Here is a 22513-nt window from a genome sequence, read left to right as displayed (position 1 = left end):
CTGGGCGCACTTTACCGCCCATTTTTTGCTTGAAAATGACTAAAGGAGTTCGACCCGCATGACCATCGCAATGTATCTGAAGCCAGAAGGCGTTGAAGGTGAATCTAAAGACTCGGCGCACACCGGCTGGATCGACATTCTCTCTTTCAACTGGGGTGCCAACCAGCCAAACAACATGAGCGTGGGCGGCGGCGGCGGTGCAGGTAAAGTGAATTATCAGGATCTGCACGTGCATGCCCGTATCGACAAAGCCACGCCAACGCTGATGCTGTATTGCTCCAACGGTAAGCATATTCCTACCCTGGAGTTCCATGTCACCAAAGCCGGTGGCTCACAGATCATCTACAACAAAATCAACCTGACCGAAGTGCTGGTCACCAGCGTGCAGTTCACCGGTTCACGTGATGACGACACCGTGGGCATCGAGTACTCGTTCCAGGCCGCGCAGGTGGAAGAGATCTACACCCAGCAGTCCGAAGACGGTGCCGCCGGTGCCGATACCACCTTCGGCTGGAACATCAAAACCAACACCGCGTCTTAATCGTTTCAAGCTATTTGCACGGGCGTCCCAACTGGGCGCCCACGCAGACAATTTTGCAGGTAAAGCCTATGCGATTCACCCTTGTTGAAAGTAAAAACGGCGTGCAGCCGCCGCTGACCAGCGTCGATTTCTATCCGCCAGGCGGCACCATTGGCCGCAGTGAAGACAATAACTTTATCCTGCCCGACGACAGCCGCACCATTTCACGGCTGCAACTGCTGGTGCACACCTCTGCTGAGGGTGAGTGCCGCATTACCAATCGCGGCAACGTGATCAACGTCGATTTTAACGGCATCCCGCTGGAACATGGCCGTCAGGTCGAATTGCAAAGCGGCGATTTACTGGGGATCGGCGATTACACGCTGGAAGTCAGCGATATCGCGGGGGAGGCGCCCGCCCCACGCGTCACCGCATCTCAGGCCACGCAAGCCAAACCCTTAGTCCGTCATACCGAATCTGAAGTACCCGGTGAGATCTGGGAGAGTTTGTCGCGCGACTTCTCAGCGCCAAAAGTGGCCCCGGCCGCGCCTGAAACGCATCATCCCCTGACCCAACCGGCGGCGAAAGCGCTGAATCCGATTGATCCGCTAGCACAGGAAGATCAGCACACCGAGCTATCACAACTGGGCATTCGCGAAAGCGATCCCGCACGGTTGTTTGCCGAGAATGACCTGTTTCAGCAGCCGACTATTTTGCAGGATGCCACCCCCACCACGCTGCGCGATCAACCGCAGGTGGCGCATCAGCAACCGCAAACTGAACTCGACCCGCTGGCGCTGTTTGGCAGCAGTGGCAGTGCTCATTCAGAAGAGAGCGATCCCTTTGGCCTGATGAATGGTCAGGCGCAGCCGTTAACCCCGCCTGACCTGTTTCAGCCGGAAGCCGCGCCGGCGATCGCTGCACAGCACACGCCACCCGCCGCTGCGGTGGCTGCACCCGCGCCATTAGCAGCGTTAACGCCATCAGCCCCCACTGCAACATCACCTTCAGCATCACCTTTAGCATCAGCTTCAGCAGCACCCATACCCACATCACCCTTGTCAGAAGTCTCGCCACCTGAGACCGCGCCAATTCCAACACCGCGCGTGCAGCAGGCCAGCCCTGAACACTCCAACGCCAGCCGCGCCAGCGGGCGAATGGGCATCGACCCGGTGAGCTACAAAACCGCCGCCCAGCGACGCGCCGCCAACACGCCGGGCGTTGATGCTGAGCTGCTGCAGGCTTTCCTCGACGGCGCTGACCTGGCAGACATTGATGCCAAGCCGCATCTTGACCAGGAGCAGATGCACCTGCTCGGCCAACTGCTTAGCCTGTTTTCACAGGGCACCGTGGCACTGCTCTCTTCCCGCACCATGCTCAAGCGCGGCGTCAATGCCGAAATGACCATGATCCTCGAACAGGCTAACAACCCGTTTAAATTGCTGCCCTCCGGGAAAAGTGTGCTGGTGCAGATGTTCAGCAGCCAGATGCCAGGTTTTATGGAGCCGGAAAAGGCGGTGCGCGATGCGCTGGTTGATTTACAGGCGCACCAACTCGGCATGATTGCCGGTATCCGCGCCATCATCACCGCCATGCTGCAGTCCTTTAATCCCGACAATTTGCAGCAGGAAGAGAGCGGCCGTCACCTGTTTGCCGCCTCGCGCAAAGCGGCACGTTGGGACAGCTTTGTGAAGCGCTACCAAACCATCGCCAGCGAAATTGACGACGATTTCCATACGCTGTTTGGTGAAGCCTTCCTGCATGCCTACGACGTAGAAGTGAATCATTACAAAGACCTGCAAACGCAAAAATCGGATAAATAATGAATATAACGTTCGCGTCCATCAGCCATCAGGGCAAACGCAGTAGCAATCAGGATCGACTGGCGAACGCATTGGGCGCACGTGCCGCCTGCTTCGTGATGTGTGACGGCATTGCGGGAGAGCACGGCGGCGACACCGCAGCGCGTCTGGCGTGCGACACCATCATCACCCAGTTCGACGGTGACCATCACCTTGATGCCCAGCGCATTCGCGGCTATATCGCTGCCGCCAATCACGCCATTAAACAGCAGCAGCGCAACCACGACACCCTGAAGAACATGGGGACTACGTTAGTGAGCCTGTTTATCGATCGGGATTATCAACTCGCCTATTGGGCACACGCGGGTGACAGCCGCTTGTACCATTTTCGTCGCGGCTATCTGCTGGAGATGACGCGCGATCACAGCCTGGCGCAGCGCATGCAGGACGCGGGCTACCCTACGGATGCGATCAATCACAACCTGCTCTATTTCGCGCTGGGGATGAAAGAGGAGCGCGAAGCCAGCTACAGCGACGTTCTGGCGCTGGAAGATGGCGACGTGTTTCTGCTGTGTACGGACGGCTTCTGGCATGAGATGGACGTTAGCGATCTGGAGCAGACGCTGCGGATGGTGAGTAATCCGCAAGAGTGGCTGGCGCTGCTGCAGCGGATGAAGCCGGACGACAACGGCGACAACTTTAGCGCCATGGCGGTGTGGATGGGCGATCCGCAGGAGTCCACCTTGCTCAGTTCACTGGGCGATGCCCAGCGTATTTTGTTGTCGCAGCGTGATTAGGGAGGCCGCCGTGAAAACTGCTTCTGCAATGCTGCTGTCGCTGCTGCTGTTGCCGCTGGCGAGTGAAGCTAAAAGCGTGCGCATCGTCTGGTCCCCGACGCTGCGTCTCAGCGCCTGGCTGGATAACGTGGTGGATGGCCGGGTGAAAAGCTGGTGTGACGATAGCGTGGCTCTGCACTTTGAACCTCAGGGCGAATTAAAACCGGATGCGCTGGAAACCTTTGTGCCGCAGGTCGGCCAGTTGCTGAAACGCCAGTGTCGCGGCCTCGACACGCTGCACTGGACGCTGATTGACAGTAGCGGTAAAGCGGTGCGCGAAGGCGATGTCACGGCCAAAGAGAACTGGCGCATCCCGCCAAAACCCAAAGTCGTGATCGCGCAGGCGGATACCACGCCGTGGCAGCGCTTCCGCATCAATGACACCTGCCAGTTGCGTACCTACTGGCCCAGCAGCGGCGATGTCCGTTTTACCTTTGATCAGCATCCGCAGTGTGACAAGGACGGTTGGATCAGCGGTGCAGGCTCGCTGCATCAGGACGCTACCACCACCGCACTCTGGTTCCTTCAGGGTTATCCGCTGATCGATCTGCCTGCCGGTGCGCACGATGCACAGGTGGTGGCAGCGAATAATCAACGGCTGATCCTGGCGAGCGCCACCGACGCACAAAGCTGGTTGCTGCTGCCGTGGGACCCTGCGCATCTTGCCTGGCGTTTTCACGGTGATGTGGTGGTGAAAACCCGCGAGGCGCAGCTGCATGATGACAACATCAATGCCCAGTTGATGGCCGATGCGCTACATCGCTGGCAGATCGATGCCAGTGCCAGCCAGCTCAACTGGCATCAGGTTGAGGCGCTGCATTTACAGCAGCGCGATCCCACGCAACCCGCCAGCTAAACCACGCACTGATGCTGATGAGCCGTTTCGCCCTTTATTCGCATCGAAATATCAAGGAGCCTGAATGAAACCCCATCCCGACAGTTTCAACGGCTGGCAGGCGCGCAAACAGCAGCGTGTCACCGCTCAGGATGAGATGCGTCCCAGCCTGCTTGATCGTCTCACCGACGATCATCCCGAGCAGCAGAACATTGAGTTGGGGCGCCAGTCAGTTAGTCATCAAACCCTGCGCACTCAGGTTCTGCGCGACCTGCAGTGGCTGTTTAACTGCACCAACAATGAAAGCCAGCACGATCTCAAGCCGTGGCCTGAAGCTCGTATGTCCGTGATCAACTTCGGACTGACGCCGCTGGCCGGTAAGCGCATGTCAGAGATTGAGTGGGACGATGTGCGCACGGCGCTACGACGCGCCATGCTGCAGTTTGAGCCGCGCATCATCCCGCATGATTTGCAGATTCGCTGCCTGACCGACGTTAACGCCCTCGACAATCACAACACCCTCTCCATCGAAATCAGCGGCAATTTGTGGTGCATTCCCTGGCCGCTGGCGTTTGTGTTTCGCACTGAACTCGATCTCGAACACAGCCGTTTTGACCTGAAGGACGCGGACGCATGAATCCACAACTGCTTGATTACTACAACCGCGAGTTAAACTACCTGCGCGAAATGGGTGCCGAGTTCGCCGATCGTTACCCCAAAGTGGCCGGACGTTTGGGCATGCAAGGTATTGAGGTCTCGGATCCCTATATTGAACGCCTGATGGAAGGTTTTGCCTTTCTCACCTCGCGCGTGCAGCTGAAAATGGATGCGGAGTTTCCACGCTTCACCGAGCAGTTGCTGGAGATGATCTACCCCAATTATCTGGCGCCCACGCCCTCCATGGCGATCGTCGAGTTTCAGCCGGATCACATGAAAGGCAAGATCAGCAGCGGCTTCTCCATTCCACGCGGCTCGCTGATTGAAAATCAGGCGATGAAAAGCAAAGGCGTCAGCTGCAAATACCGCACCGCGCATGATGTCACGCTGCTGCCACTGCAACTGCGTGAAGTCTCGCTTAGTGGCATCCCGGCTAACCTGCCCGTTTCCGCTGCTCAGCTTTCCCAGCGCGGTGCGGTGCGCGCGCTGCGTATCCGGTTGCAAACCACGGGCAACATTCCGCTGCATCAGCTGGAAATGGAAGATGTGCGCTTCCATCTTAGCGGTGCCGATCTGCCTGCCACTGAGCTGATGGAACTGCTGATGGCGCACTGTGTCGGCGTGCTGTATCGCAGCCTGGACAACGCTCAACACCTGCTACTTGAGCCGGAAGCCCTGCATCAGCAAGGATTCGCTGCCGAAGAGGCGCTACTGCCTGATGACCTGCGCAACTTCACTGGCTATCGCTTATTACAGGAGTACTTCGCGTTTCCGGCGCGTTTCCTGTTTTTCCGCACCAGCGGGTTGCAGCCGTTAGTGAAACAGCTGCGCGGTGCCACCGAAATGGAAATCGTGCTGCTGTTGGATAAAGCCGACGACGATCTGGAAAGCGTGGTGGATGTATCCCATCTGGCGCTGCACTGCACGCCAGCGATCAACCTGTTTCCGCGTGTTGCTGAACGTATCCAGCTTACCGAGGGCCGCAATGACTACCACCTGGTGGTCGATAACACCAACCCGCTCGAATATGAAGTGTACAGCGTCAATCGCCTGTACGGCAGCGGCCAGTCGTTGCATGAAGAACAGGTATTCCGCCCGTTCTGGCACAGCTTTGGCAGCGATCACGGCAATTACGGGGCCTACTTTTCGCAACGGCGCGAAGCACGCACGCTGTCGGATCAGGCCAAAATTTACGGTACGCGCACCGGTTACGCCGGTTCAGAGCTGTTCGTTACCCTGGTGGATGAGCAGCAATCCCCCTGGTCCGAAGCGGTGCAGTATGTGATGGCCGATGTGCTGTGCACCAATCGCGACTTACCGCTGTTGCTCAAACAGCAAGGTATGGATCAGTTCACCCTGCCCACCTCAGCGCCGGTGCTGGGTATTCATCTGCGCAAAGGACCGAGCGCGCCACGGCCGGCACTGGCCGCTGGGGCCACCGCATGGCGCCTGATCAGCCAACTGCAGCTTAATTACCTTAGCTTGATGGAAAGCGACGGCGATCAAGGCGCAGCATCACTGCGGCAGCTGCTGTCGCTGTATGCCGATACCGCAGAAGCCGCCACCTCGCGCCAGATTGAAGGCGTGCGCCATTGTGAAATGCGCCCGGTATTTCGCCGCGTACCCGAACCGGGGCCGATTGTCTTCGCCCGGGGGATTGCCATTACCCTGACCATCGACGAACAAGCGTTTGGTGGTGCCAGTCCGTGGCTGCTCGGCAGCGTGTTAGCCACGCTGTTCCGCCGCATGGTCGCCATCAACACTTTTACCGAGCTAACGATGAACAGCAGCAAGCGCGGAGAAATAGGTTACTGGCCACCGCAAATGGGTAAGAGGTCATTGCTATGACCACGCTACATAAAGGCTGGCGTATTGCCTGCCGCCTGCCGGATGATTTCTGGCAGCAACGCCGCGCGGCCCCTTTCCAGCATGACCTGTTTCAACTGCTGCGTCGTCTTGATGCGCAAGCGGGCAGCGCGTGGCAACTGGGACGCGCGCCGCTGCCGCGCAATGAACCGCTGCGTCTGGGGCAATCGCCGTCACTGGCCTTCGCACCGGCGACCTTAGCGGGCATTCGCCAGCGTAGCAGCGATGATCTGCACGAGGTGGATATCTGGAGTTTTGGCCTGTTTGGGCCTAATGGTCCTTTGCCACTGCACCTCACGGAGTATGCCCATGAGCGCGTTACCCATTTCGGCGACCGCAGCATGGTGGCCTTCTGTAATCTGTTCCATCACCGCCTTATCCTGCTGTTTTACCGCGCCTGGGCGGATGCGCAGCCCGCCATTGCCCTCGATCGTCCGGATCGTCATCAGTTCAATCACTATCTCTCCTGCTTAACCGGCGTCGGCCAACCGGCGCTGCAACAGGATCGCGGCACTCTCAATGAGCATGCGCGCTATGCCCTGGCTGGACACTTCACCCGGCAGACTCACGACGGTGAAGGGTTAACCCGCAGCCTGAGCTGGTATCTGCAGGTGCCTGTCGCAATCAAACACAACATTCCGCAGTGGATGCGCATTGGCGAACGCGAACAGGCCCAGCTGCGCGCGGGCAAGCATGCGCCGCGCCTCGGTGAAACCGCGTTTCTTGGCGGCGCAGTGCGCGACATTCAACACAAGTTTCGCCTGCGTCTGGGCCCGCTGCGCCTCAAGGATTATCAGCAACTGCTGCCGCGCGCGCGCCATGCCCTGCAGGTGGTGGATTGGGTACGTCACTACCTGGGTAACGAATACAACTGGGAAGTGCAGCTGGAACTGCACAAAGACGATGTGGCAGGCGTGGCCCTTGGAGGCGAACAGCCGCTCGGCTATACCAGCTGGCTCGGCGAGCAGCCTGATGCACGCCACCGTGATGATTTGATTTACCAGCCAGATGCCCGGCACTGATGAGCCGTGCGTTTGATCGCCCGCCAGTCACCTTTTTCGCCCAAACCTGTCGGGCCGCTATGTATGGCGTCCCGGGAAAAATTTCGCGTAGATAAGGGAACACCATGTCAGATATTCGTCGCAACGTTCTGTTTAGCAAATTGAATCGCACTCTGTTCACCTCACTGGAAAGTGCCACCGCGTTTTGCAAATTACGTGGGAATCCGTATGTCGAACTGGTGCATTGGCTGCATCAACTCTGGCAGCAGCCTAACAGCGACTTACAGCAGATTGCGCGACGTTTTGAACTGGATGACGCGCAACTCAGCAGTGATTTGGTCAGCGCTCTGGATCGCCTGCCGCGCGGAGCCAGTGCCGTGGCCGATCTCGCGGAACATATCGATAACGCCGTGGAACGTGCCTGGATCTACTGCTCGCTCAGCGTGGGAGAGACCCAGATTCGCGGCGGGCATTTGTTGCTCGCCTTGTTGAAAACGGTGGCATTACGTCATGTTGTGATGGCGATCTCCGGCGAATTTGGCCGCATCAGCGCCGATCGTTTGCTGGAGTCCTTTAGCGATTACATTCAGTCCAGCGATGAACAGCAGCAGAACATAAGTGACAACGTCACTCAATCTACATCGGTTAATACCAGCGGCGAAAATGTGCTGGCGAAATATGGCCGCGATCTCACCGCTGAAGCGCGCGCCGGGAACATCGATCCGGTGGTCGGCCGCGATGAAGAGATTCGTCAAATGATCGATATCCTGTTGCGCCGTCGCCAGAACAATCCGCTGCTGACCGGTGAAGCTGGCGTGGGTAAAACCGCGCTGGCAGAAGGCCTGGCGCAGTGTATCGCCAGCGGCAGCGTGCCCCCGCCGCTCCAGCAGGTGCAACTGTGGCTGCTGGATATCGGCTTGCTGCAGGCCGGCGCCTCAGTGAAAGGTGAATTTGAAGCGCGCCTGCAGGCGGTGATCAACCAGGTGCAGTCCAGCCCACAGCCGATTGTGTTGTTTATCGATGAAATCCACACGCTGGTGGGCGCTGGCGGCCAGCAAGGCACGGGCGATGCCGCCAATTTGTTGAAACCGGCGTTAGCGCGCGGGCAGCTGCGTACCGTGGGCGCCACCACCTGGGCGGAGTACAAAAAGTACATCGAAAAAGACCCGGCGCTGACCCGTCGCTTCCAGCCGGTACAGGTGGCTGAGCCAGATGAGCAAACTGCGATTTTGATGCTGCGCCATCTGGCCCAGCCCCTGTCGCAACATCATCAGGTACTGTTGCTGGATGAAGCATTACAGAGCGCGGTTCGTCTTTCACAACGCTACATCCCGGCCCGCCAGCTGCCCGACAAAGCCATTGCCCTGCTGGATACCGCTTGCGCCCGCGTGGCGGTGAGCTTGCACCATCAACCGCCAGAGTTAGCATTTTGCCGCCAGCAGCTGGCAGCACTGCAACTTGAAATTGACATCGCCGAACGTGAAGCCCGCCTCGGCTTTGACTCCGCCCCTGCGCGAATCGCCAAAGCACAACAGCAGCAAGTAATATTGCAAGATGAAGAGCAGCAGTTGGATCTGCGCTGGCAACAGGCGCTGGCTCTGACCCAGCAGCTGAGTGCGCTGCGTGCAGAGCTGCTGGTCGATCAGGATGCCGAACGCAGCGCGCGCTACCAGGCGCTACAGCAGCAGCTGGACGACCTGCAAGGCGATACGCCACTGACCTTCCCGGCTGTCGACAGCAGCGTGGTGGCCAGCGTGGTCGCCGACTGGACCGGTATCCCACTTGGCCGCATGCTGCAAAGTGAACGCGATGCGGTGCTCAATCTTGCCGATACGCTGGCACAGCGGGTCATCGGTCAGCAATCGGCGCTCAACGCCATCGCGCAGCGCATCCAGACATCGCGCGCCGGACTCGATGATCCCGGCAAACCCATTGGTGTATTTATGCTGTGTGGCCCATCAGGCACCGGTAAGACCGAGACAGCACTGGCGCTGGCCGAGACCTTGTACGGCGGTGAACAGAATCTGATCACCATCAACATGAGTGAATTTCAGGAAGCGCACAGCGTCTCCACGCTCAAAGGTGCACCGCCGGGCTATGTCGGTTATGGCGAAGGCGGTGTACTCACTGAAGCGGTACGTCGTCGCCCCTACAGCGTGGTGTTGTTGGATGAGATCGAAAAAGCGCACCCAGACGTGCACGAAATCTTCTTCCAGGTATTTGATAAAGGCTGGATGGAGGATGGCGAAGGTCGACGCATCGATTTCCGCAACACGGTGATCATTCTGACCTCGAACATCGGCAGTGATGAGCTGGCGCACGCCTGCTCTCAGGATGAAGTACCGCCGGACACGGAGACAATGAATCGCCTGCTGCGCGCGCCGCTGCGCGAAGTCTTCCCCGCCGCACTGCTGGGCCGTCTGGCGGTGATTCCGTACGTGCCGCTCAGCGATGCCATGCTGATCCGCATTATCGATCTGCGGCTGGCAAAAATTCAGCAGCGCTTACTCGATCGCCACGCCATCATCGCCGAGTTTGCCCCGGCCGTGGCACAGCAAATTATGCAGCGCTGCACCGAAGGCGAATCCGGTGGACGCATGGTGGACGCGGTATTATCGCAGACACTGTTGCCACAAATCAGCTGTCAGTTGTTGAGTGAAACTGCCGCAGCGACGCCGCGTCGGCTGCGGGTGGATTATCAACAGGCGGCGTTCCAGCTGGAATTCAGTGTGGAGGCAGAACATGAGTGAAGCCAGCAACAAAACTGCATCTCAGGCGCTGCCCATCGGTTATCGCTTTAACGAGTATGAAATCCAGCAGGTGATTGGTGAAGGCGGCTTCGGCATTGTCTATCGCGCCTGGGATAGCGAGTTGGATCGCACTGTGGCCATTAAAGAGTTTATGCCTGCTTCAATTGCACTGCGTGATGAGAATCATCATCTGCTGTTACGCAGTGAGCGCTTTATGCGCCTCTATCAAGCGGGTTTAAACAGCTTTATGCAGGAAGCTAAAACCCTCGGGCGCTTTAACCATCCACATCTGTTGCACGTACTGCGCTTCTGGCAAGCCAACGACACCGCCTATATGGTGACGCAGTTCTATCAGGGTGAAACGCTGAAAAGTCGCTACCTGCGGGATTTTACCCCCTGCAGTGAAGCGGCGATGCGCGACATGCTGCCGCCACTGCTGAGCGCGTTGAAAACCCTGCATGATCACGACTATCTGCATCGCGACATCGCACCGGACAATATTTTGCTGCAACAGGATGGCGCGCCGGTGCTGCTGGATTTCGGTTCAGCGTGCAAAACCATCGGACATCTGACGGATAAAACCGAGATCATGCTGAAGCCGGGTTATGCGCCGATTGAACAGTACAGCGAAGGACGCGATGGCGATCAGGGCCCGTGGACCGATATCTATGCACTGGGCGCGGTGTTGCATACGCTGATTTGCGGCGAGGCACCGCCGGTAAGCGTGGTGCGTTCGCTGAGTGATAGTTATCAGCCACTGGCTGAACGGGAGCTGAGCGGTTACTCCCGCGGCTTGCTGCGCACCATCGACCAGATGCTGGCCTGCGAACCCGAGCAGCGCCCGCAGTCAATTGTCGCCCTGCGCGATCTGTTGGTGGAAAACGACCGCGAGGTGCAGTGTGATGCGCCAGAACCGGAACTGACCACTGCGCACGAAGAAACCTTGTTGCCTGCCGTGGTGGTGCCGGAGATAGCCATCTCTGAACCGGCTATCGTGTCGCCACGCACACGGCGTACGCTGTGGATTGGCGGCGGGATAGCCGCAGCGGGATTAGTGACCCTGCTTGCGTTGCACGGATTGAAGAACAATAGCCCTCCACACGTGGCGGTCGCCCCCACAAAATCCGCGGTGGAAGTCGCAGAACAGAAAGTGACGCCGTCACCTAAACCCGCTGTCGCGCCTGCCCCTGTTACGCCCGCGCAGATTTATTTGCGCGCAGCAGATGCCACCCAGCTGACTCAGGTGGAAATCAACGGTAAAGCGCAAAGCACGGATGATCAGGATGGCATGAAAAGGTTGAGTTTAGTTCCGGGAGACTATCAGTTGCAGGTGACGCTTAAGCAAGGCGGTCACTGGCAGCATACATTACATATTGATGAAGGGAGCGGCACCTGGCTGGTGAATGTGCCGACTCCCGCAGGCTGATTTATTCGACCACGTTGCCATTTTCGCTAAACAGCACCTTGTCGCCCTGCGCCTGGTGCTGTGAAACCTGTAGCGTCCAGACGTGGTTGTCATCGTTACCCGCGCCTGCCGCCGGAGACAACACGTAACTGTAATCACCGTTGCGGAAGATGTAGCCACGGAAATTGTGCGACGGGCCAATATTCAGCGTCGATCCCTTCAGCGTCAATTGATGGTGATTCTTTTTATTGATCGAGTGATAGACAATGCCATCGCACTCCACATCGCCCTCAACGCATTTGCTGGTGTCCAGAAACACCTGATAGCTTTTGCTGTCAAAAAACGGTTTTTTGGCAGCAGGCGCCTGTGCCATCGCGTGGAGTGAAAAACAGACCAGTGATAAGGCAAGTAACTTTTTCATAATTTGATATAAATTCCTTTGTGATATACGTTCAATTCACTTTTCCTGCGATTCACTAATCCCTTCATGCGCACGCCGCGCGAATAAACAAACTGCATCCACGCGCGATCTAAATCCTCTGGCGATTCGCCATTAATCACTTTTAATGCCGTCGAGTAATATAAGCCTTTATGGTTCAGGTTATCACGTGTGCCAATATTAAACGCCAGCATGACTAATGCATCAAACTCATTTTGAGTCAGCGCGACTTTGGCATACTGTCGCACTGCATCAACAAACTTTTTTAAATCCTGTGAGAATAACGTTTCAGCAGCCGACTCTGAGATGCCATCTTTAAACTGGTCGAATTCGCTCTGTCGACTGATCCAATGTCCGTAACCGATGGTCGCGCCCGCAGTCCAGCTACTGATGGTGTGAGAACTGTGATCGTCATACGGTAACGTGTGCAGCTGTTCATACTGCATCATCAGTTTAAGTACCTGATAACTCGGGTACATGGTCATTGGATTTTTGCGCGCACCGTTGGGGTTACTGCCGGTGGAACCGTGGGCGCGCGGCAAGCCACTACGCTGACCGGAAGACAACTGACTGAAGGTTTTTTTGCCGGGTGACACCAGGCCATCGGGATGATGATAAAAATGTTTTTGGTAGGTGATAATTGCTTTAGTGGTGTTATTCCCGCAAATGCCATCGATTTGTAATTGCGGAAAACCATTTTTATTTAATAATGTTTGCACCAGTTTGACATCTTGCGGTCGATTGGTTCCGCGCAGCCCAACACTTTCCTGTATCGTTTCCATTATTCGCCTCAAAAATTCTTTTCATGTGAGTAATTTTATTGACGCCTGAAGCACGTAGCGGATAATTATGCCGCATTTTTAACCGCAATAATGGACTGGGAAGTTCGGATTGTTCTTAAAGTCTTAAATGACATTTTCGTGACAGTTCATTGTCACCTTTAAATAAGCATGATGCCAAAGAAATGAATTTCCTTGCTACGAAATTGCTCTCTTTTTGGTCCAAAAAATAATCGTGGCGGCAGGCACTGTGCCTTTTCCCACTGCCACGTGTTGTCTCAGTGGATGGCGATAACGGCTTGCAGCGCCAGTGCTGGAATGGTCAACGGCCGGATATCCTCGGGCATGCCGTTCGCCGCCGCCGCCATCGATACCTGCGCCAGTGCTACGTGTTGTGCGCCCTGCTCGCGTCCCTGTGTTACCGCGTCGGCAATGAGCGCGTGGTAGCGTTGATGATCGCCCGATTTAAATGCGGCCCAGGCATCAGGGATCAGCGCGACCTGCGGCTGTTTCTCCGCTGGCAGCGTGGGTGGACAGAACAACAGGCGTGTGGCGGCTAACGTTGACTCAGCCGCGCAGAGCACCAGCGCAGGCCCTGCCATTTGATGCAGGTGATCTGCCAGCATTCGGTCTGCGCGATAGACCGGGCAGCCCGTGTTTTTCGGCTGGAAGGTGTCGGCCACTGGCCCCAGCGTTGAACAGGTAATGACTATCGCATCAAACCACGGTCCCATACTGTGCAACAGCTGAGCCAAACGTTGCTGTTGCTCCTGCGTCATACCGCCACTTTGTTCGGCTTCAGCCAGCAGATGCGGCATCACAATATGGCTCAGTGTGTGGGGAGGTAATTCAAGGGCGTGTGCCGCGTGATCGAACAGCGCGATATTACTGGCGGCGGTATGCAGGCAAGCGATGGTCATGGTCATCCTTATTGTTGTGCTATTTATAGGTCCGCTGAGTCCTGGCGGCGTGATTGCAGTGGTAGATTATTGCTTCACCGTCTAATAATATTCAAAATTATTTAACATTTCTCAACCGTTACCCTCATGAACCTGCACCTGCTCGCCTTTATCATTGCGATCTTACCGGTGGCCTTGTCGCCCGGGGCGAGTTTCACCCTCGCGATTAACAACACGCTGGTGGCAGGCACGCGCGGGCTGGCGGCGATCATTCTCGGCACGGCTCTGGGTATTTATACCCATGCGCTGCTGATTGGCCTGGGCATTAGCGCCCTGCTGGTGCGTTCCCCCATTATCTTTAATCTGTTAAGCGTGGCGGGTGCTGCTTATCTGCTGTGGCTCGGCGTACAGTTGTTGCGTCGAGGTCGTCATATTTCCCAACCCGTCGCCTCTTACCGTAGCGCCCGCATGGGGATTAAAGATGCCTGGCTAGCCAATGTGCTTAATCCAAAAGCGGTGATGTTGTATCTCACCGTGGTATCGCAATTCGCCGGTCGCGATCATGCCTTGCTGCATTATCTGCTGCTGGCCTCCATACACGTTGCCATCATGGCCCTGTGGCTGGTGATCATCTGTTTTACGCTGCTGACTTCAGCGCGAGTGATCAATATCCGTAAGCTGTCCATCGCCATCAACATCGGTGGCGGGCTGATACTGGTGTTTTTTGCTATCAGCAATTTGGTTCAGCTTTTTATGACCTTCAAGCATTAATCTCTACGCCCTGTCATCTCCCGCTTCGCCTGCAAGTTTGGCCTGCGCTGCTACCTTTAGTGAGTTGCATTAACCTTACAAAAGCTGGAGATATTATGAGCAATGACGATCGTAAACCGACCACCACGGATGCTGGCATTCCGGTAGCCAGCGATGAACACTCTCTGTCTGTCGGGCCGGACGGTCCGCTGGTGCTGCACGATCACTACCTGATTGAGCAGATGGCGAACTTCAACCGTGAGCGTATTCCAGAACGCCAGCCGCACGCCAAAGGCAGCGGCGCGTTTGGCCATTTTGAAGTGACGGACGATGTCAGCCGCTATACCAAAGCTGCGGTATTTCAGCCGGGCACAAAAACTGATGTGGTGATGCGCTTTTCAACCGTTGCAGGGGAACGCGGCAGTCCCGACACCTGGCGCGATCCGCGCGGTTTTGCCCTCAAGTTTTATACCAGCGAAGGCAACTACGACATGGTAGGCAACAACACCCCGGTGTTCTTTATTCGTGATCCGATGAAGTTTCAGCACTTTATCCGCTCGCAAAAACGCCGCGCCGACAACAATTTGCGCGACCACGATATGCAGTGGGATTTCTGGACGCTGTCGCCAGAATCGGCGCATCAGGTTACCTGGTTGATGGGCGATCGCGGTATTCCCAAAAGCTGGCGTCATATGAACGGCTATTCCAGCCACACCTACATGTGGGTCAACGCGCAAGGTGAGAAGTTTTGGGTCAAATATCACTTCAAAACCGATCAGGGCGTGGAGTTTCTGGCGCAGGAAAACGCGGATACGTTGGCCGGTCAGGATGGCGACTACCACACCCGCGATCTGTTTAACGCGATTAAAAACGGTGAGTTCCCCAGCTGGACGCTCTACATGCAGATCATGCCGTTTGCCGAAGCTGAGACCTATCGCTTCAACCCGTTCGATCTCACTAAAGTCTGGCCGCATGCCGACTACCCGCTGATCAAAGTCGGCAAACTACAACTAAACCGCAATCCCACTGACAACCATGCACAGATCGAGCAAGCTGCGTTTGAGCCAAACAATCTGGTACCCGGCATTGGTTTGAGCCCTGACAAAATGTTGATTGGTCGTGTATTTGCCTATGCCGATGCGCACCGCGCGCGGTTGGGCGTGAATTACAAACAGATCCCGGTCAATGCGCCTCATTCTCCGGTGCACAGTTATAGCAAAGACGGTGCGATGCGGATGAATCCGGTCTCCGACCCGGTGTATGCACCTAATTCTAAAGGCGGTCCGGTGGCGGATGGCGAGCGTTATCCCACCGACTCCACCTGGGAATCACAAGGCAACATGGTGCGTGCGCCGTATACGCTGCGCAAGGATGATGATGATTTCGGTCAGGCGAATACGCTGGTGAATAAAGTGATGGACGATGCGGCACGCGACCGTCTGGTGAACAACGTCAGCGGGCATTTGTTGGATGGCGTGGAAGAACCGGTGCTGTCACGCGCGTTTGCGTACTGGCGCAACATTGATCAAACCATTGGCGACCGTATTGCACAGCAGGTGCAGAGCGAGCGCGCAAAACGCTAAATAAAAAGGGCGCCGCTGCGAACAGTGTGCGCCCCCTATTCATTACATCACTACCTCATTACTTCAAACGGAATGCCACCACACTGTCACCCGCCTGGGTGCCCAGCGAACCGTGACCGCCTGCCGCAATCACCACGTACTGCTTACCGTCTTTACCCATAAAGGTCGACGGTGTGGCTTGTGCGCCCGCGCTCAGCTCGGTCTGCCACAGCAGTTCACCGGTGGTGCTGTCGTAAGCGCGGAAGAAGTTATCCGCGGTTGCGCCATGGAACACCAGGTCACCCGCTGTCAGCAATGGACCACCGTGTGCCACCATGCCCATCGGGAAGCCGATTGGGAAGCGGCCCGGCAGGAAGCTGGTTTTCAGGTTTTTGGTCACACCTACACGGCGCAACCACTCGGTTTTCCCGGTTTTCAGGTCTACGCCCACCATACGACCCCACGGCGGCGCGATACACGGAATGCCGAGACCTGACGCCAGCTGCTGAATGTGGATCGCGTAGTCACCCTGGAAGTTTTCGTTCCAGTATGGCTGGCCATCTTTGGTGAACAGACGCTGCGTTTCGGTCTGCGGCGTACGCTTGATCAGGTTGTATTTGTAAGCCAGGCGCACAGGCGCGGCAATCAGCATCTGACGCTGCGGATCAACCGCCACAGAACCCCAGTTGAACACGCCAATGTTACCCGGGAAGATCAGCGAACCGGCTTCGGTGGCTGGCGTCCATGGGTTGCCATCGTAACGCAGTGAACGGAAGTCCATGCGGCATGACATCTGGTCAAACGGCGTGATGCCCCACATCGATTTCTCAGTCAGCGGGTCTGGAATGAAGTTCAGGCTCGAGACCGGCTGCGTCGCGGCAAACTTCTCACCCGGCACACCACCTTCAGTGGAAACCTTCACCTGATTAACCGGATACACGGGCTGACCGGTCAGGCGATTCAAGACAAACAGGTTGCCGGTTTTCGTTGGCAGGATCACCACAGGCTGTTTCTGGCCCTGATAATCGATATCCAGCAATGACGGCTGTGATGGGTTATCGCGGTCCCACAGATCGTGGTTCGAACTCTGATAACGCCACTTGAACGCACCTGTTTGCAGATCCAGCGCCACTAATGCATCGCGGAACTTCTCGGTGTTGCTGTTGGCATCACGTTCGATACCCACTTCATCCGGTGACGCGTTACCAAACGGCACATACACCAGACCATTTTTCAGGTCAGCACTCAGCGTACCCCAGGCGACTGGCGTATCCTGCGGATAATTCTGTCCCGCAGCAATTGGCGCCGTATTTTCTGGGTTCGATGGATCAAAGTTCCACACCAGACGACCGGTTTCGGCGTCATAAGCACGAATCACACCCGACGGGTTACCGCTGTTAAAGCCGTTGTCCATTACTGAACCACCGACAATCACCAGCTTGCCGGCCACCAGCGGCGCGGCAGTTTGCATCAACGCATGTGGACGCACTTCGCCCATGTTGGCATGCAGATCCACCACGCCGTTGGTGCCGAAATCAGCACAAGGTTTGCCGGTATCGGCATCCAGTGCAATCAGCTGTGCATCGGTGGTGGCGTTGAAGATACGCTTACGGCAGATGGCCGGCGCTGCAGCAGAATCCTGCGCAGCAACCGGGCTTTGCTCGTAATAGCTCACGCCACGGCAGGTCTGGTGCTGCTGCAGGTAAGAACGATCTTTATTCGGCGTGTACTTCCACTTCACTGCACCGGTTTCGGGATCAAGTGCGTGCACTTCGTTATGCGGCGTACAGAAATACAGCATGCCGTTGGCTTTCACCGGCGTCGCTTCGAAGGTGTATTCGCTGGCATCCGCATCCTGACGCAGGTCACCAGTGTGGTAAGTCCAGGCCACTTCGAGGTTTTGCACGTTTTCTTTGGTGATTTGATTCAGTGAAGAGAAACGCTGGCCATCAGTGGTGCCGCCGTACGCGGTCCAGTCGTTAGCGGCGCCCTGCTCGCTAGCTTGTTCACGCGCATTGCTAATCGTGCCCGCCTGCGGTAACGGATCGTAGAAGCACAGACCGATCACCACCACAATCATCACGATCACCGTGCCACCCAGGAAGGTGTGGAAGCGGCGTTCGCCTTGATACAGCGGTTTCACCACCCACGGCATCGCCAACCACAGGCCAATCACGCCAAACAGGTCGCCGCGTGGGATCCACTGCCATTTATCAAAGCCCACTTCCCAGATAATCCAGGCCAGGGTAATCCACATCAAAACCGCATACAGCGCCAGTGCACTACGCTGGTTTCTGAACAGTAAAATGGCGGTGATCAGTAAGCCCACCGCCATCAATGCATAGAACGCGCTGCCGCCCAGCATCAGCAATTTCCCGCCCATATAGAGCAGTGCCAGTGCCAGAATCGCCAACACGATGCTGGTTAGTTTGTTAACCATGCCAATCCCTCAACGTTTTTCATCAAATACCACCCAAAATAAACCTACATAAACTCAACAGAATTTTAACTTACGTTAGCGAACAGTAAAAACCCGTTGCTGAGTGTGTCGTTAGCTCCGCTTATGAATGTAGCCGGGCTAATGACTGATGAATCCCGCCGAGCTCAATATGTGACTGAAATCACGTTTCACTTATCGTCGTGAGAATTAATCATTAGTGAGTATAAATCGCATTTTTTGATAACAGGAACGGGGGTTTTTTATCTTGACCGATGTATGGGGTCATCGCGCAACTTTACCGTAGTGGATGTGTTGGGTACGTCAGGCGCAATTATCGCTCACGAAGGGTTTGAATCGGATCGCAAGCAATCGCAAAAAACGTCACTTTTGCGATTGCTTGCGATTACTCAGCGTTTTTTAAGCCACTCTTTCAATTTCCATAAGGAGACCGGCGCCTGATACACCGTGCCCTTTCCCTCCTTTATCGGTCTTAACAATCCAAGATCGGCCAGATTTTTCAGCCGACTGCGTGCGGTATTATCGGCGACACCCAGTCTTAATTTCACCCCTGCTGCGCTCAATAGCGAACCCGGCGCATGTAGCGCAATCGCCATGATGTCCAGCTCACCTTTCGCCAACGACATATTCTCCTCTACCCAATGCACCAGACGCGCCCGTTCCTGACGCAACGTAGTGATTTGCTCTGTGAAAGCATTCACCGCACGCATCACTATTTCACACTGGAATTGGACAAAATAGGTCAGGTCGAGCTCATCCGTTTCGCTGTAAAGGTATGACATGCCGTATTTAACGGAGGCCGCCTTGAGGAGTTTGCTGATCGAAATGTAACGGAAGGCGTGATAACCACGACGAATCAAATGATGATAGAACAAGCCCCGTGCGGTGCGGCCATTGCCATCATTGAAGGGATGAATATAACCAATGGCAAAGTGCAGAACACAGGCCACCAGCAATGGGTGTGTTCCCTGCTGTTCCAGGAATTCGACTTCAGCGCACAACGCATCCAGCATGCCATTCAATACGGTGTGATCGGGCGGCTGATGGATGATTTCACCATCACGACCTGCCACAAAAACATCATTGTTGCCGCGCACCTCACCGGGCCGATATTTTTCGTCATTGATGCCAGCACACGCGATGTGATGCATGTGCAGGATATCGGCACGCGTTAGCGGTCCATCGCCCATGGCGGCAATATGCTGCATCAGCCGCCAATTGCCCATAATCATGCTCTCATCTTCGTTACGGGGTTCCCGCCCCACCGCCAGCAGTTCCATCGCCACACGCGAGGTCGTTGCTGCGCCTTCGAGCTGACTGGAGGAGATCGCTTCTTCCATGATCAATTGGGACATCAGATAGGAGGCCGCGTCCTCATCAGTAGGCTCACCATTGCGCGCAAAGGTCATGCGATCCACCAGGGAAATAGCCGCGTTGATTTTGGCGGTAAAGTTGCAACTGACTTCTTGTGACGCAATGACAAAATGTTGAGCCGTACTGCGCCGTTTAAATTTTAACGCGCTCCACACCGCCAACCGTTCATCCGCATCCCGGATTCGACGACTAAGTTCGTCAAAATGTAGATAGCGCAAATCCCACTCAGCATAGCGGCTCAGCATCTCAGCACTTTCAGCGCTCGTCTGAGTATCAAGCAGTTGTTTGGGCGGGCGGCGTAATCTCATCGCAAGAAATCTCAAAAATGACGTATTTTGAGTTTACTTGAGATGACATGGAGTTACCAATAGGGTAATCATGTATAAAGAAAAATTGAGGGCGGCCCGCACTATAAAAGAACGCTTATGTGATCATGCTGGTGCAGACAGACATACAATGGGCGTCCTGATGGTCGCCCTTGCTACAGAAAGGCCTTACCTTGTATATCCGCGCTAATTGTTAGCAGCCTTACCATTCTGGCATCAGCTTTGCTTAATGATTCCTGTGTTCTATTTCAGGAGTCGCGCTATGCAAGCATCTTCTACTCGCTACACTATTTTTTCACTGCTGTTTCTCATCGCGCTGATCAACTACGTCGACCGTGGCGCACTCTCGTTTGCTGCTAACGCTATCTCTCAGGAGTTTCTCTTCACCAAAGTTCAACTGGGTGCGGTATTGGGCTATTTCGGTTTTGGCTACCTGTTCGGCTCACTGTGTGGCGGATTTCTCGCTGATAGATTGGGCACCAAAAAAGTGTGGTTGATGGCGGGAATTCTTTGGTCCTTGCTGGAAATTGCCACCGCATGGGCCGGTGAAGTCGGCATGGCGCTATTTGGTGGTTCAGCCATTATGGGATTTGCTGCATTGCGTATCCTGTTTGGTTTTTCCGAAGGCCCGGCCTATGCGTTGATGAATAAAACCATTGCACACTGGGCCCCGGATAATGAACGCGGTTTTGCGCTGAGCATCGGTTTGCTCAGCACTCAGGTAGGCTCACTGCTGACCGCACCCATTGCCGTGGGTTTGCTGCTGTTAACCAACGACTGGCGCATGATGTTTATCCTGCTCGGCGCTTTCTCGCTGCTGGCGATGTTGCTGTTTGCACGCAACTTTACCGACACACCGCTGCTGCATCCCCGCGCCAATACGGCCGAACGTCAGCTGATCATCAATGGACAAAAGCCTGAAAGCCAACATGAGGGTGCACTGCCGTGGTGGCGTTTCTTTACCAGTCGCACGCTGGTGTGCAACGCACTTGGCTATTTCAGTTTTCTCTATATCACCTTTACGCTGGTCACCTGGCTGCCTAAATATCTGCAAGATAACTTCCACTACGATCTACATTCGTTATGGTACGTGGCGATGATTCCGTGGAGCGGTGCCTGTTTCACCGTGTTGCTTGGCGGGCGTATAGCCGATCGTTTGCTGGCACGCTTTAACAACCTTCGCCTGGCAAGGAACGTCTTCGCAGCCGTCACGCTGTGCGCGACCGCCTGCTGTTTTATGGCGATTCCGTGGGTCAGTTCAACGGCAGGGATCATCGCTCTGATGACGCTAGGTAACGCGCTCAATGCGCTGGTGAATAACGTGTATTGGTCGGTGGTGATTGATGTGACGCCAAAAGCTTCGGTAGGTGCTTACAGTGGCATGACGCTGGCGATAGCCAACCTTGCCTCCATCATCTCCCCGATGCTGTGCGGCTGGCTGGCGGAATATTACGGTTATAACGCCATGTTCACCGTCACCGCCTGCATCGCATTTGGCAGTATGCTGGCGATGACGCTATTGCAGCCCGAGAAACGCCTGCAGGCTGATGCACCCACAGTGACAGCACAGCAGGCGATGTAATACTACACGGCGTGCCGCTGGCAGAAGGCAGCAATGTCTGGCGATTGGAAATCCGCCAGATGCGTCATCAGCTTCTCCAGCGGCCAGTTCCACCACGCAATCGCCTGCAACTGCGCCGCGATTTCTGGCGTGAAGCGGCCACGAATGGGTTTCGCAGGGACACCGCCCACAATAGTGTAAGGGGCCACATCTTTAGTCACAACCGCGCCAGCCGCCAATACCGCGCCGTCACCAACGGTCACGCCCGGCAGCACAATGACGCCATGACCAATCCACACATCATTACCGATGATCACGCGGTCCTCTCGACGGTTGGCAAAGAACCCGGCATCGCGCTGCGCCTGCGGATCATAATATTCCGGGCAGTAGGTAAAACGATGTTGGGAAGCACGATCCATCGGATGATTTGGCGCACCAATACGCACCTGATTGGCAATCGCGGTAAAGCGACCAATCTGCGCATCAGCGACACAACAGTGCTCGCCGAGGTAAGAAAAATCACCCAACTCGCTATATTCAAGATAACTTTCGGCGAGGATCTCACATTGCTGACCAATGTGGGTTTCGCGCATACGCACGCTAGGATCGATGACAGTGTGTTGCAGTTTAGCCGGTTGGATAACGGCGAGGGCCATAGCAAGCTCCAATGTGGTCAGATGTCTGGATAACGGG

General features: G+C 55.8%; 18 protein-coding genes. 12 read left to right on the top strand and 6 right to left on the bottom strand.

Going from position 1 to position 22513, the window contains the following annotated elements; all coding sequences use genetic code 11:
* The first annotated feature begins 58 nt into the window (after positions 1-58).
* The 9 genes from FD744_RS03150 (at position 59) to FD744_RS03110 (ending at position 11693) form a co-directional block, all read left to right on the top strand.
* Positions 59-541, top strand: a complete 483-nt coding sequence (locus tag FD744_RS03150) for a type VI secretion system tube protein Hcp (RefSeq protein WP_034823617.1) — start codon at positions 59-61, stop codon at positions 539-541.
* Between the two features lie 68 nt (positions 542-609).
* Positions 610-2343 (top strand): type VI secretion system-associated FHA domain protein TagH, encoded by a 1734-nt coding sequence (tagH, locus tag FD744_RS03145; protein WP_160867284.1) that lies wholly within the window; start codon positions 610-612, stop codon positions 2341-2343.
* Positions 2343-3119: a PP2C family serine/threonine-protein phosphatase gene (locus FD744_RS03140; protein WP_034823631.1), complete on the top strand. Its 777-nt coding sequence runs from the start codon at positions 2343-2345 to the stop codon at positions 3117-3119. Before tagH ends, FD744_RS03140 begins: the two co-directional genes overlap by 1 nt.
* A gap of 10 nt (positions 3120-3129) precedes the next feature.
* Positions 3130-4014: a hypothetical protein gene (locus tag FD744_RS03135; protein ID WP_160867283.1), complete on the top strand. Its 885-nt coding sequence runs from the start codon at positions 3130-3132 to the stop codon at positions 4012-4014.
* A gap of 64 nt (positions 4015-4078) precedes the next feature.
* Positions 4079-4630: a type VI secretion system baseplate subunit TssE gene (tssE, locus tag FD744_RS03130; RefSeq protein ID WP_160867282.1), complete on the top strand. Its 552-nt coding sequence runs from the start codon at positions 4079-4081 to the stop codon at positions 4628-4630.
* Positions 4627-6498 (top strand): type VI secretion system baseplate subunit TssF, encoded by a 1872-nt coding sequence (gene tssF / locus FD744_RS03125; RefSeq protein WP_160867281.1) that lies wholly within the window; start codon positions 4627-4629, stop codon positions 6496-6498. Before tssE ends, tssF begins: the two co-directional genes overlap by 4 nt.
* Positions 6495-7538, top strand: coding sequence for a type VI secretion system baseplate subunit TssG (gene tssG / locus FD744_RS03120; RefSeq protein ID WP_160867280.1), 1044 nt, complete (start codon positions 6495-6497; stop codon positions 7536-7538). Before tssF ends, tssG begins: the two co-directional genes overlap by 4 nt.
* Positions 7539-7642: 104 nt before the next feature.
* Positions 7643-10267, top strand: a complete 2625-nt coding sequence (gene tssH, locus FD744_RS03115; RefSeq protein WP_160867279.1) for a type VI secretion system ATPase TssH — start codon at positions 7643-7645, stop codon at positions 10265-10267.
* Positions 10260-11693, top strand: coding sequence for a serine/threonine-protein kinase (locus tag FD744_RS03110; RefSeq protein WP_160867278.1), 1434 nt, complete (start codon positions 10260-10262; stop codon positions 11691-11693). Before tssH ends, FD744_RS03110 begins: the two co-directional genes overlap by 8 nt.
* A 1-nt stretch (position 11694) precedes the next feature.
* On the opposite strand, the gene FD744_RS03105 is transcribed toward FD744_RS03110, so the two are convergent.
* From FD744_RS03105 to FD744_RS03095, 3 genes are all read right to left on the bottom strand, one after another.
* On the bottom strand, positions 11695-12093 hold the full coding sequence (locus FD744_RS03105; RefSeq protein ID WP_160867277.1) for a hypothetical protein: 399 nt from the start codon (positions 12091-12093) through the stop codon (positions 11695-11697).
* The gene (locus FD744_RS03100) at positions 12090-12893 is read right to left on the bottom strand and encodes a glycoside hydrolase family protein (RefSeq protein ID WP_160867276.1); all 804 of its coding nucleotides are present in this window, start codon (positions 12891-12893) and stop codon (positions 12090-12092) included. The genes FD744_RS03105 and FD744_RS03100 overlap by 4 nt, the downstream gene beginning before the upstream one ends.
* Positions 12894-13168: 275 nt before the next feature.
* Complete coding sequence (locus tag FD744_RS03095) at positions 13169-13810, bottom strand: glutamate racemase (protein WP_160867275.1); 642 nt, start codon at positions 13808-13810, stop codon at positions 13169-13171.
* A gap of 126 nt (positions 13811-13936) precedes the next feature.
* Between FD744_RS03095 and FD744_RS03090 the strand changes: the two genes are divergently transcribed.
* Together FD744_RS03090 and FD744_RS03085 are read left to right on the top strand one after the other, a co-directional pair.
* Entirely contained in the window at positions 13937-14560 is a 624-nt protein-coding gene (locus FD744_RS03090) for a LysE family translocator (RefSeq protein ID WP_160867274.1), read from the top strand.
* A gap of 95 nt (positions 14561-14655) precedes the next feature.
* Positions 14656-16122 (top strand): catalase, encoded by a 1467-nt coding sequence (locus FD744_RS03085; RefSeq protein WP_160867273.1) that lies wholly within the window; start codon positions 14656-14658, stop codon positions 16120-16122.
* Between the two features lie 58 nt (positions 16123-16180).
* Here FD744_RS03085 and FD744_RS03080 read toward each other — a convergent pair whose 3' ends face one another.
* Together FD744_RS03080 and FD744_RS03075 are read right to left on the bottom strand one after the other, a co-directional pair.
* A complete protein-coding gene (locus FD744_RS03080; RefSeq protein ID WP_160867272.1) occupies positions 16181-18541 on the bottom strand; it encodes a membrane-bound PQQ-dependent dehydrogenase, glucose/quinate/shikimate family in 2361 nt (786 codons plus the stop codon).
* 407 nt (positions 18542-18948) lie between these two features.
* Positions 18949-20178 (bottom strand): Fic family protein, encoded by a 1230-nt coding sequence (locus FD744_RS03075; protein ID WP_237449324.1) that lies wholly within the window; start codon positions 20176-20178, stop codon positions 18949-18951.
* Between the two features lie 343 nt (positions 20179-20521).
* On the opposite strand from FD744_RS03075, the gene FD744_RS03070 reads away from it, so the two are divergent.
* The gene (locus FD744_RS03070; RefSeq protein WP_160867270.1) at positions 20522-21841 is read left to right on the top strand and encodes an MFS transporter; all 1320 of its coding nucleotides are present in this window, start codon (positions 20522-20524) and stop codon (positions 21839-21841) included.
* 2 nt (positions 21842-21843) lie between these two features.
* Here the strand turns inward: FD744_RS03070 and FD744_RS03065 are convergent, their stop codons facing one another.
* Positions 21844-22476 (bottom strand): DapH/DapD/GlmU-related protein, encoded by a 633-nt coding sequence (locus FD744_RS03065; RefSeq protein WP_160867269.1) that lies wholly within the window; start codon positions 22474-22476, stop codon positions 21844-21846.
* Positions 22477-22513: the final 37 nt, after the last annotated feature.

Origin of the sequence: Pantoea sp. Taur, assembly GCF_009830025.1 — a bacterium.
Classification (GTDB): domain Bacteria; phylum Pseudomonadota; class Gammaproteobacteria; order Enterobacterales; family Enterobacteriaceae; genus Pantoea; species Pantoea communis.
This window is presented reverse-complemented; position numbering and strand designations above follow the sequence as displayed.

What these genes read in the sequence shown, in the direction of transcription:
- FD744_RS03150 (WP_034823617.1), top strand. Translation starts at nt 59, where the DNA reads ATGACCATCGCAATGTATCTGAAGCCAGAAGGCGTTGAAGGTGAATCT.
- tagH (WP_160867284.1), top strand. Translation starts at nt 610, where the DNA reads ATGCGATTCACCCTTGTTGAAAGTAAAAACGGCGTGCAGCCGCCGCTG.
- FD744_RS03140 (WP_034823631.1), top strand. Translation starts at nt 2,343, where the DNA reads ATGAATATAACGTTCGCGTCCATCAGCCATCAGGGCAAACGCAGTAGC.
- tssE (WP_160867282.1), top strand. Translation starts at nt 4,079, where the DNA reads ATGAAACCCCATCCCGACAGTTTCAACGGCTGGCAGGCGCGCAAACAG.
- tssF (WP_160867281.1), top strand. Translation starts at nt 4,627, where the DNA reads ATGAATCCACAACTGCTTGATTACTACAACCGCGAGTTAAACTACCTG.
- tssG (WP_160867280.1), top strand. Translation starts at nt 6,495, where the DNA reads ATGACCACGCTACATAAAGGCTGGCGTATTGCCTGCCGCCTGCCGGAT.
- tssH (WP_160867279.1), top strand. Translation starts at nt 7,643, where the DNA reads ATGTCAGATATTCGTCGCAACGTTCTGTTTAGCAAATTGAATCGCACT.
- FD744_RS03110 (WP_160867278.1), top strand. Translation starts at nt 10,260, where the DNA reads ATGAGTGAAGCCAGCAACAAAACTGCATCTCAGGCGCTGCCCATCGGT.
- FD744_RS03105 (WP_160867277.1), bottom strand. Translation starts at nt 12,093, where the DNA reads ATGAAAAAGTTACTTGCCTTATCACTGGTCTGTTTTTCACTCCACGCG.
- FD744_RS03100 (WP_160867276.1), bottom strand. Translation starts at nt 12,893, where the DNA reads ATGGAAACGATACAGGAAAGTGTTGGGCTGCGCGGAACCAATCGACCG.
- FD744_RS03095 (WP_160867275.1), bottom strand. Translation starts at nt 13,810, where the DNA reads ATGACCATCGCTTGCCTGCATACCGCCGCCAGTAATATCGCGCTGTTC.
- FD744_RS03090 (WP_160867274.1), top strand. Translation starts at nt 13,937, where the DNA reads ATGAACCTGCACCTGCTCGCCTTTATCATTGCGATCTTACCGGTGGCC.
- FD744_RS03085 (WP_160867273.1), top strand. Translation starts at nt 14,656, where the DNA reads ATGAGCAATGACGATCGTAAACCGACCACCACGGATGCTGGCATTCCG.
- FD744_RS03080 (WP_160867272.1), bottom strand. Translation starts at nt 18,541, where the DNA reads ATGGTTAACAAACTAACCAGCATCGTGTTGGCGATTCTGGCACTGGCA.
- FD744_RS03075 (WP_237449324.1), bottom strand. Translation starts at nt 20,178, where the DNA reads ATGCTGAGCCGCTATGCTGAGTGGGATTTGCGCTATCTACATTTTGAC.
- FD744_RS03070 (WP_160867270.1), top strand. Translation starts at nt 20,522, where the DNA reads ATGCAAGCATCTTCTACTCGCTACACTATTTTTTCACTGCTGTTTCTC.
- FD744_RS03065 (WP_160867269.1), bottom strand. Translation starts at nt 22,476, where the DNA reads ATGGCCCTCGCCGTTATCCAACCGGCTAAACTGCAACACACTGTCATC.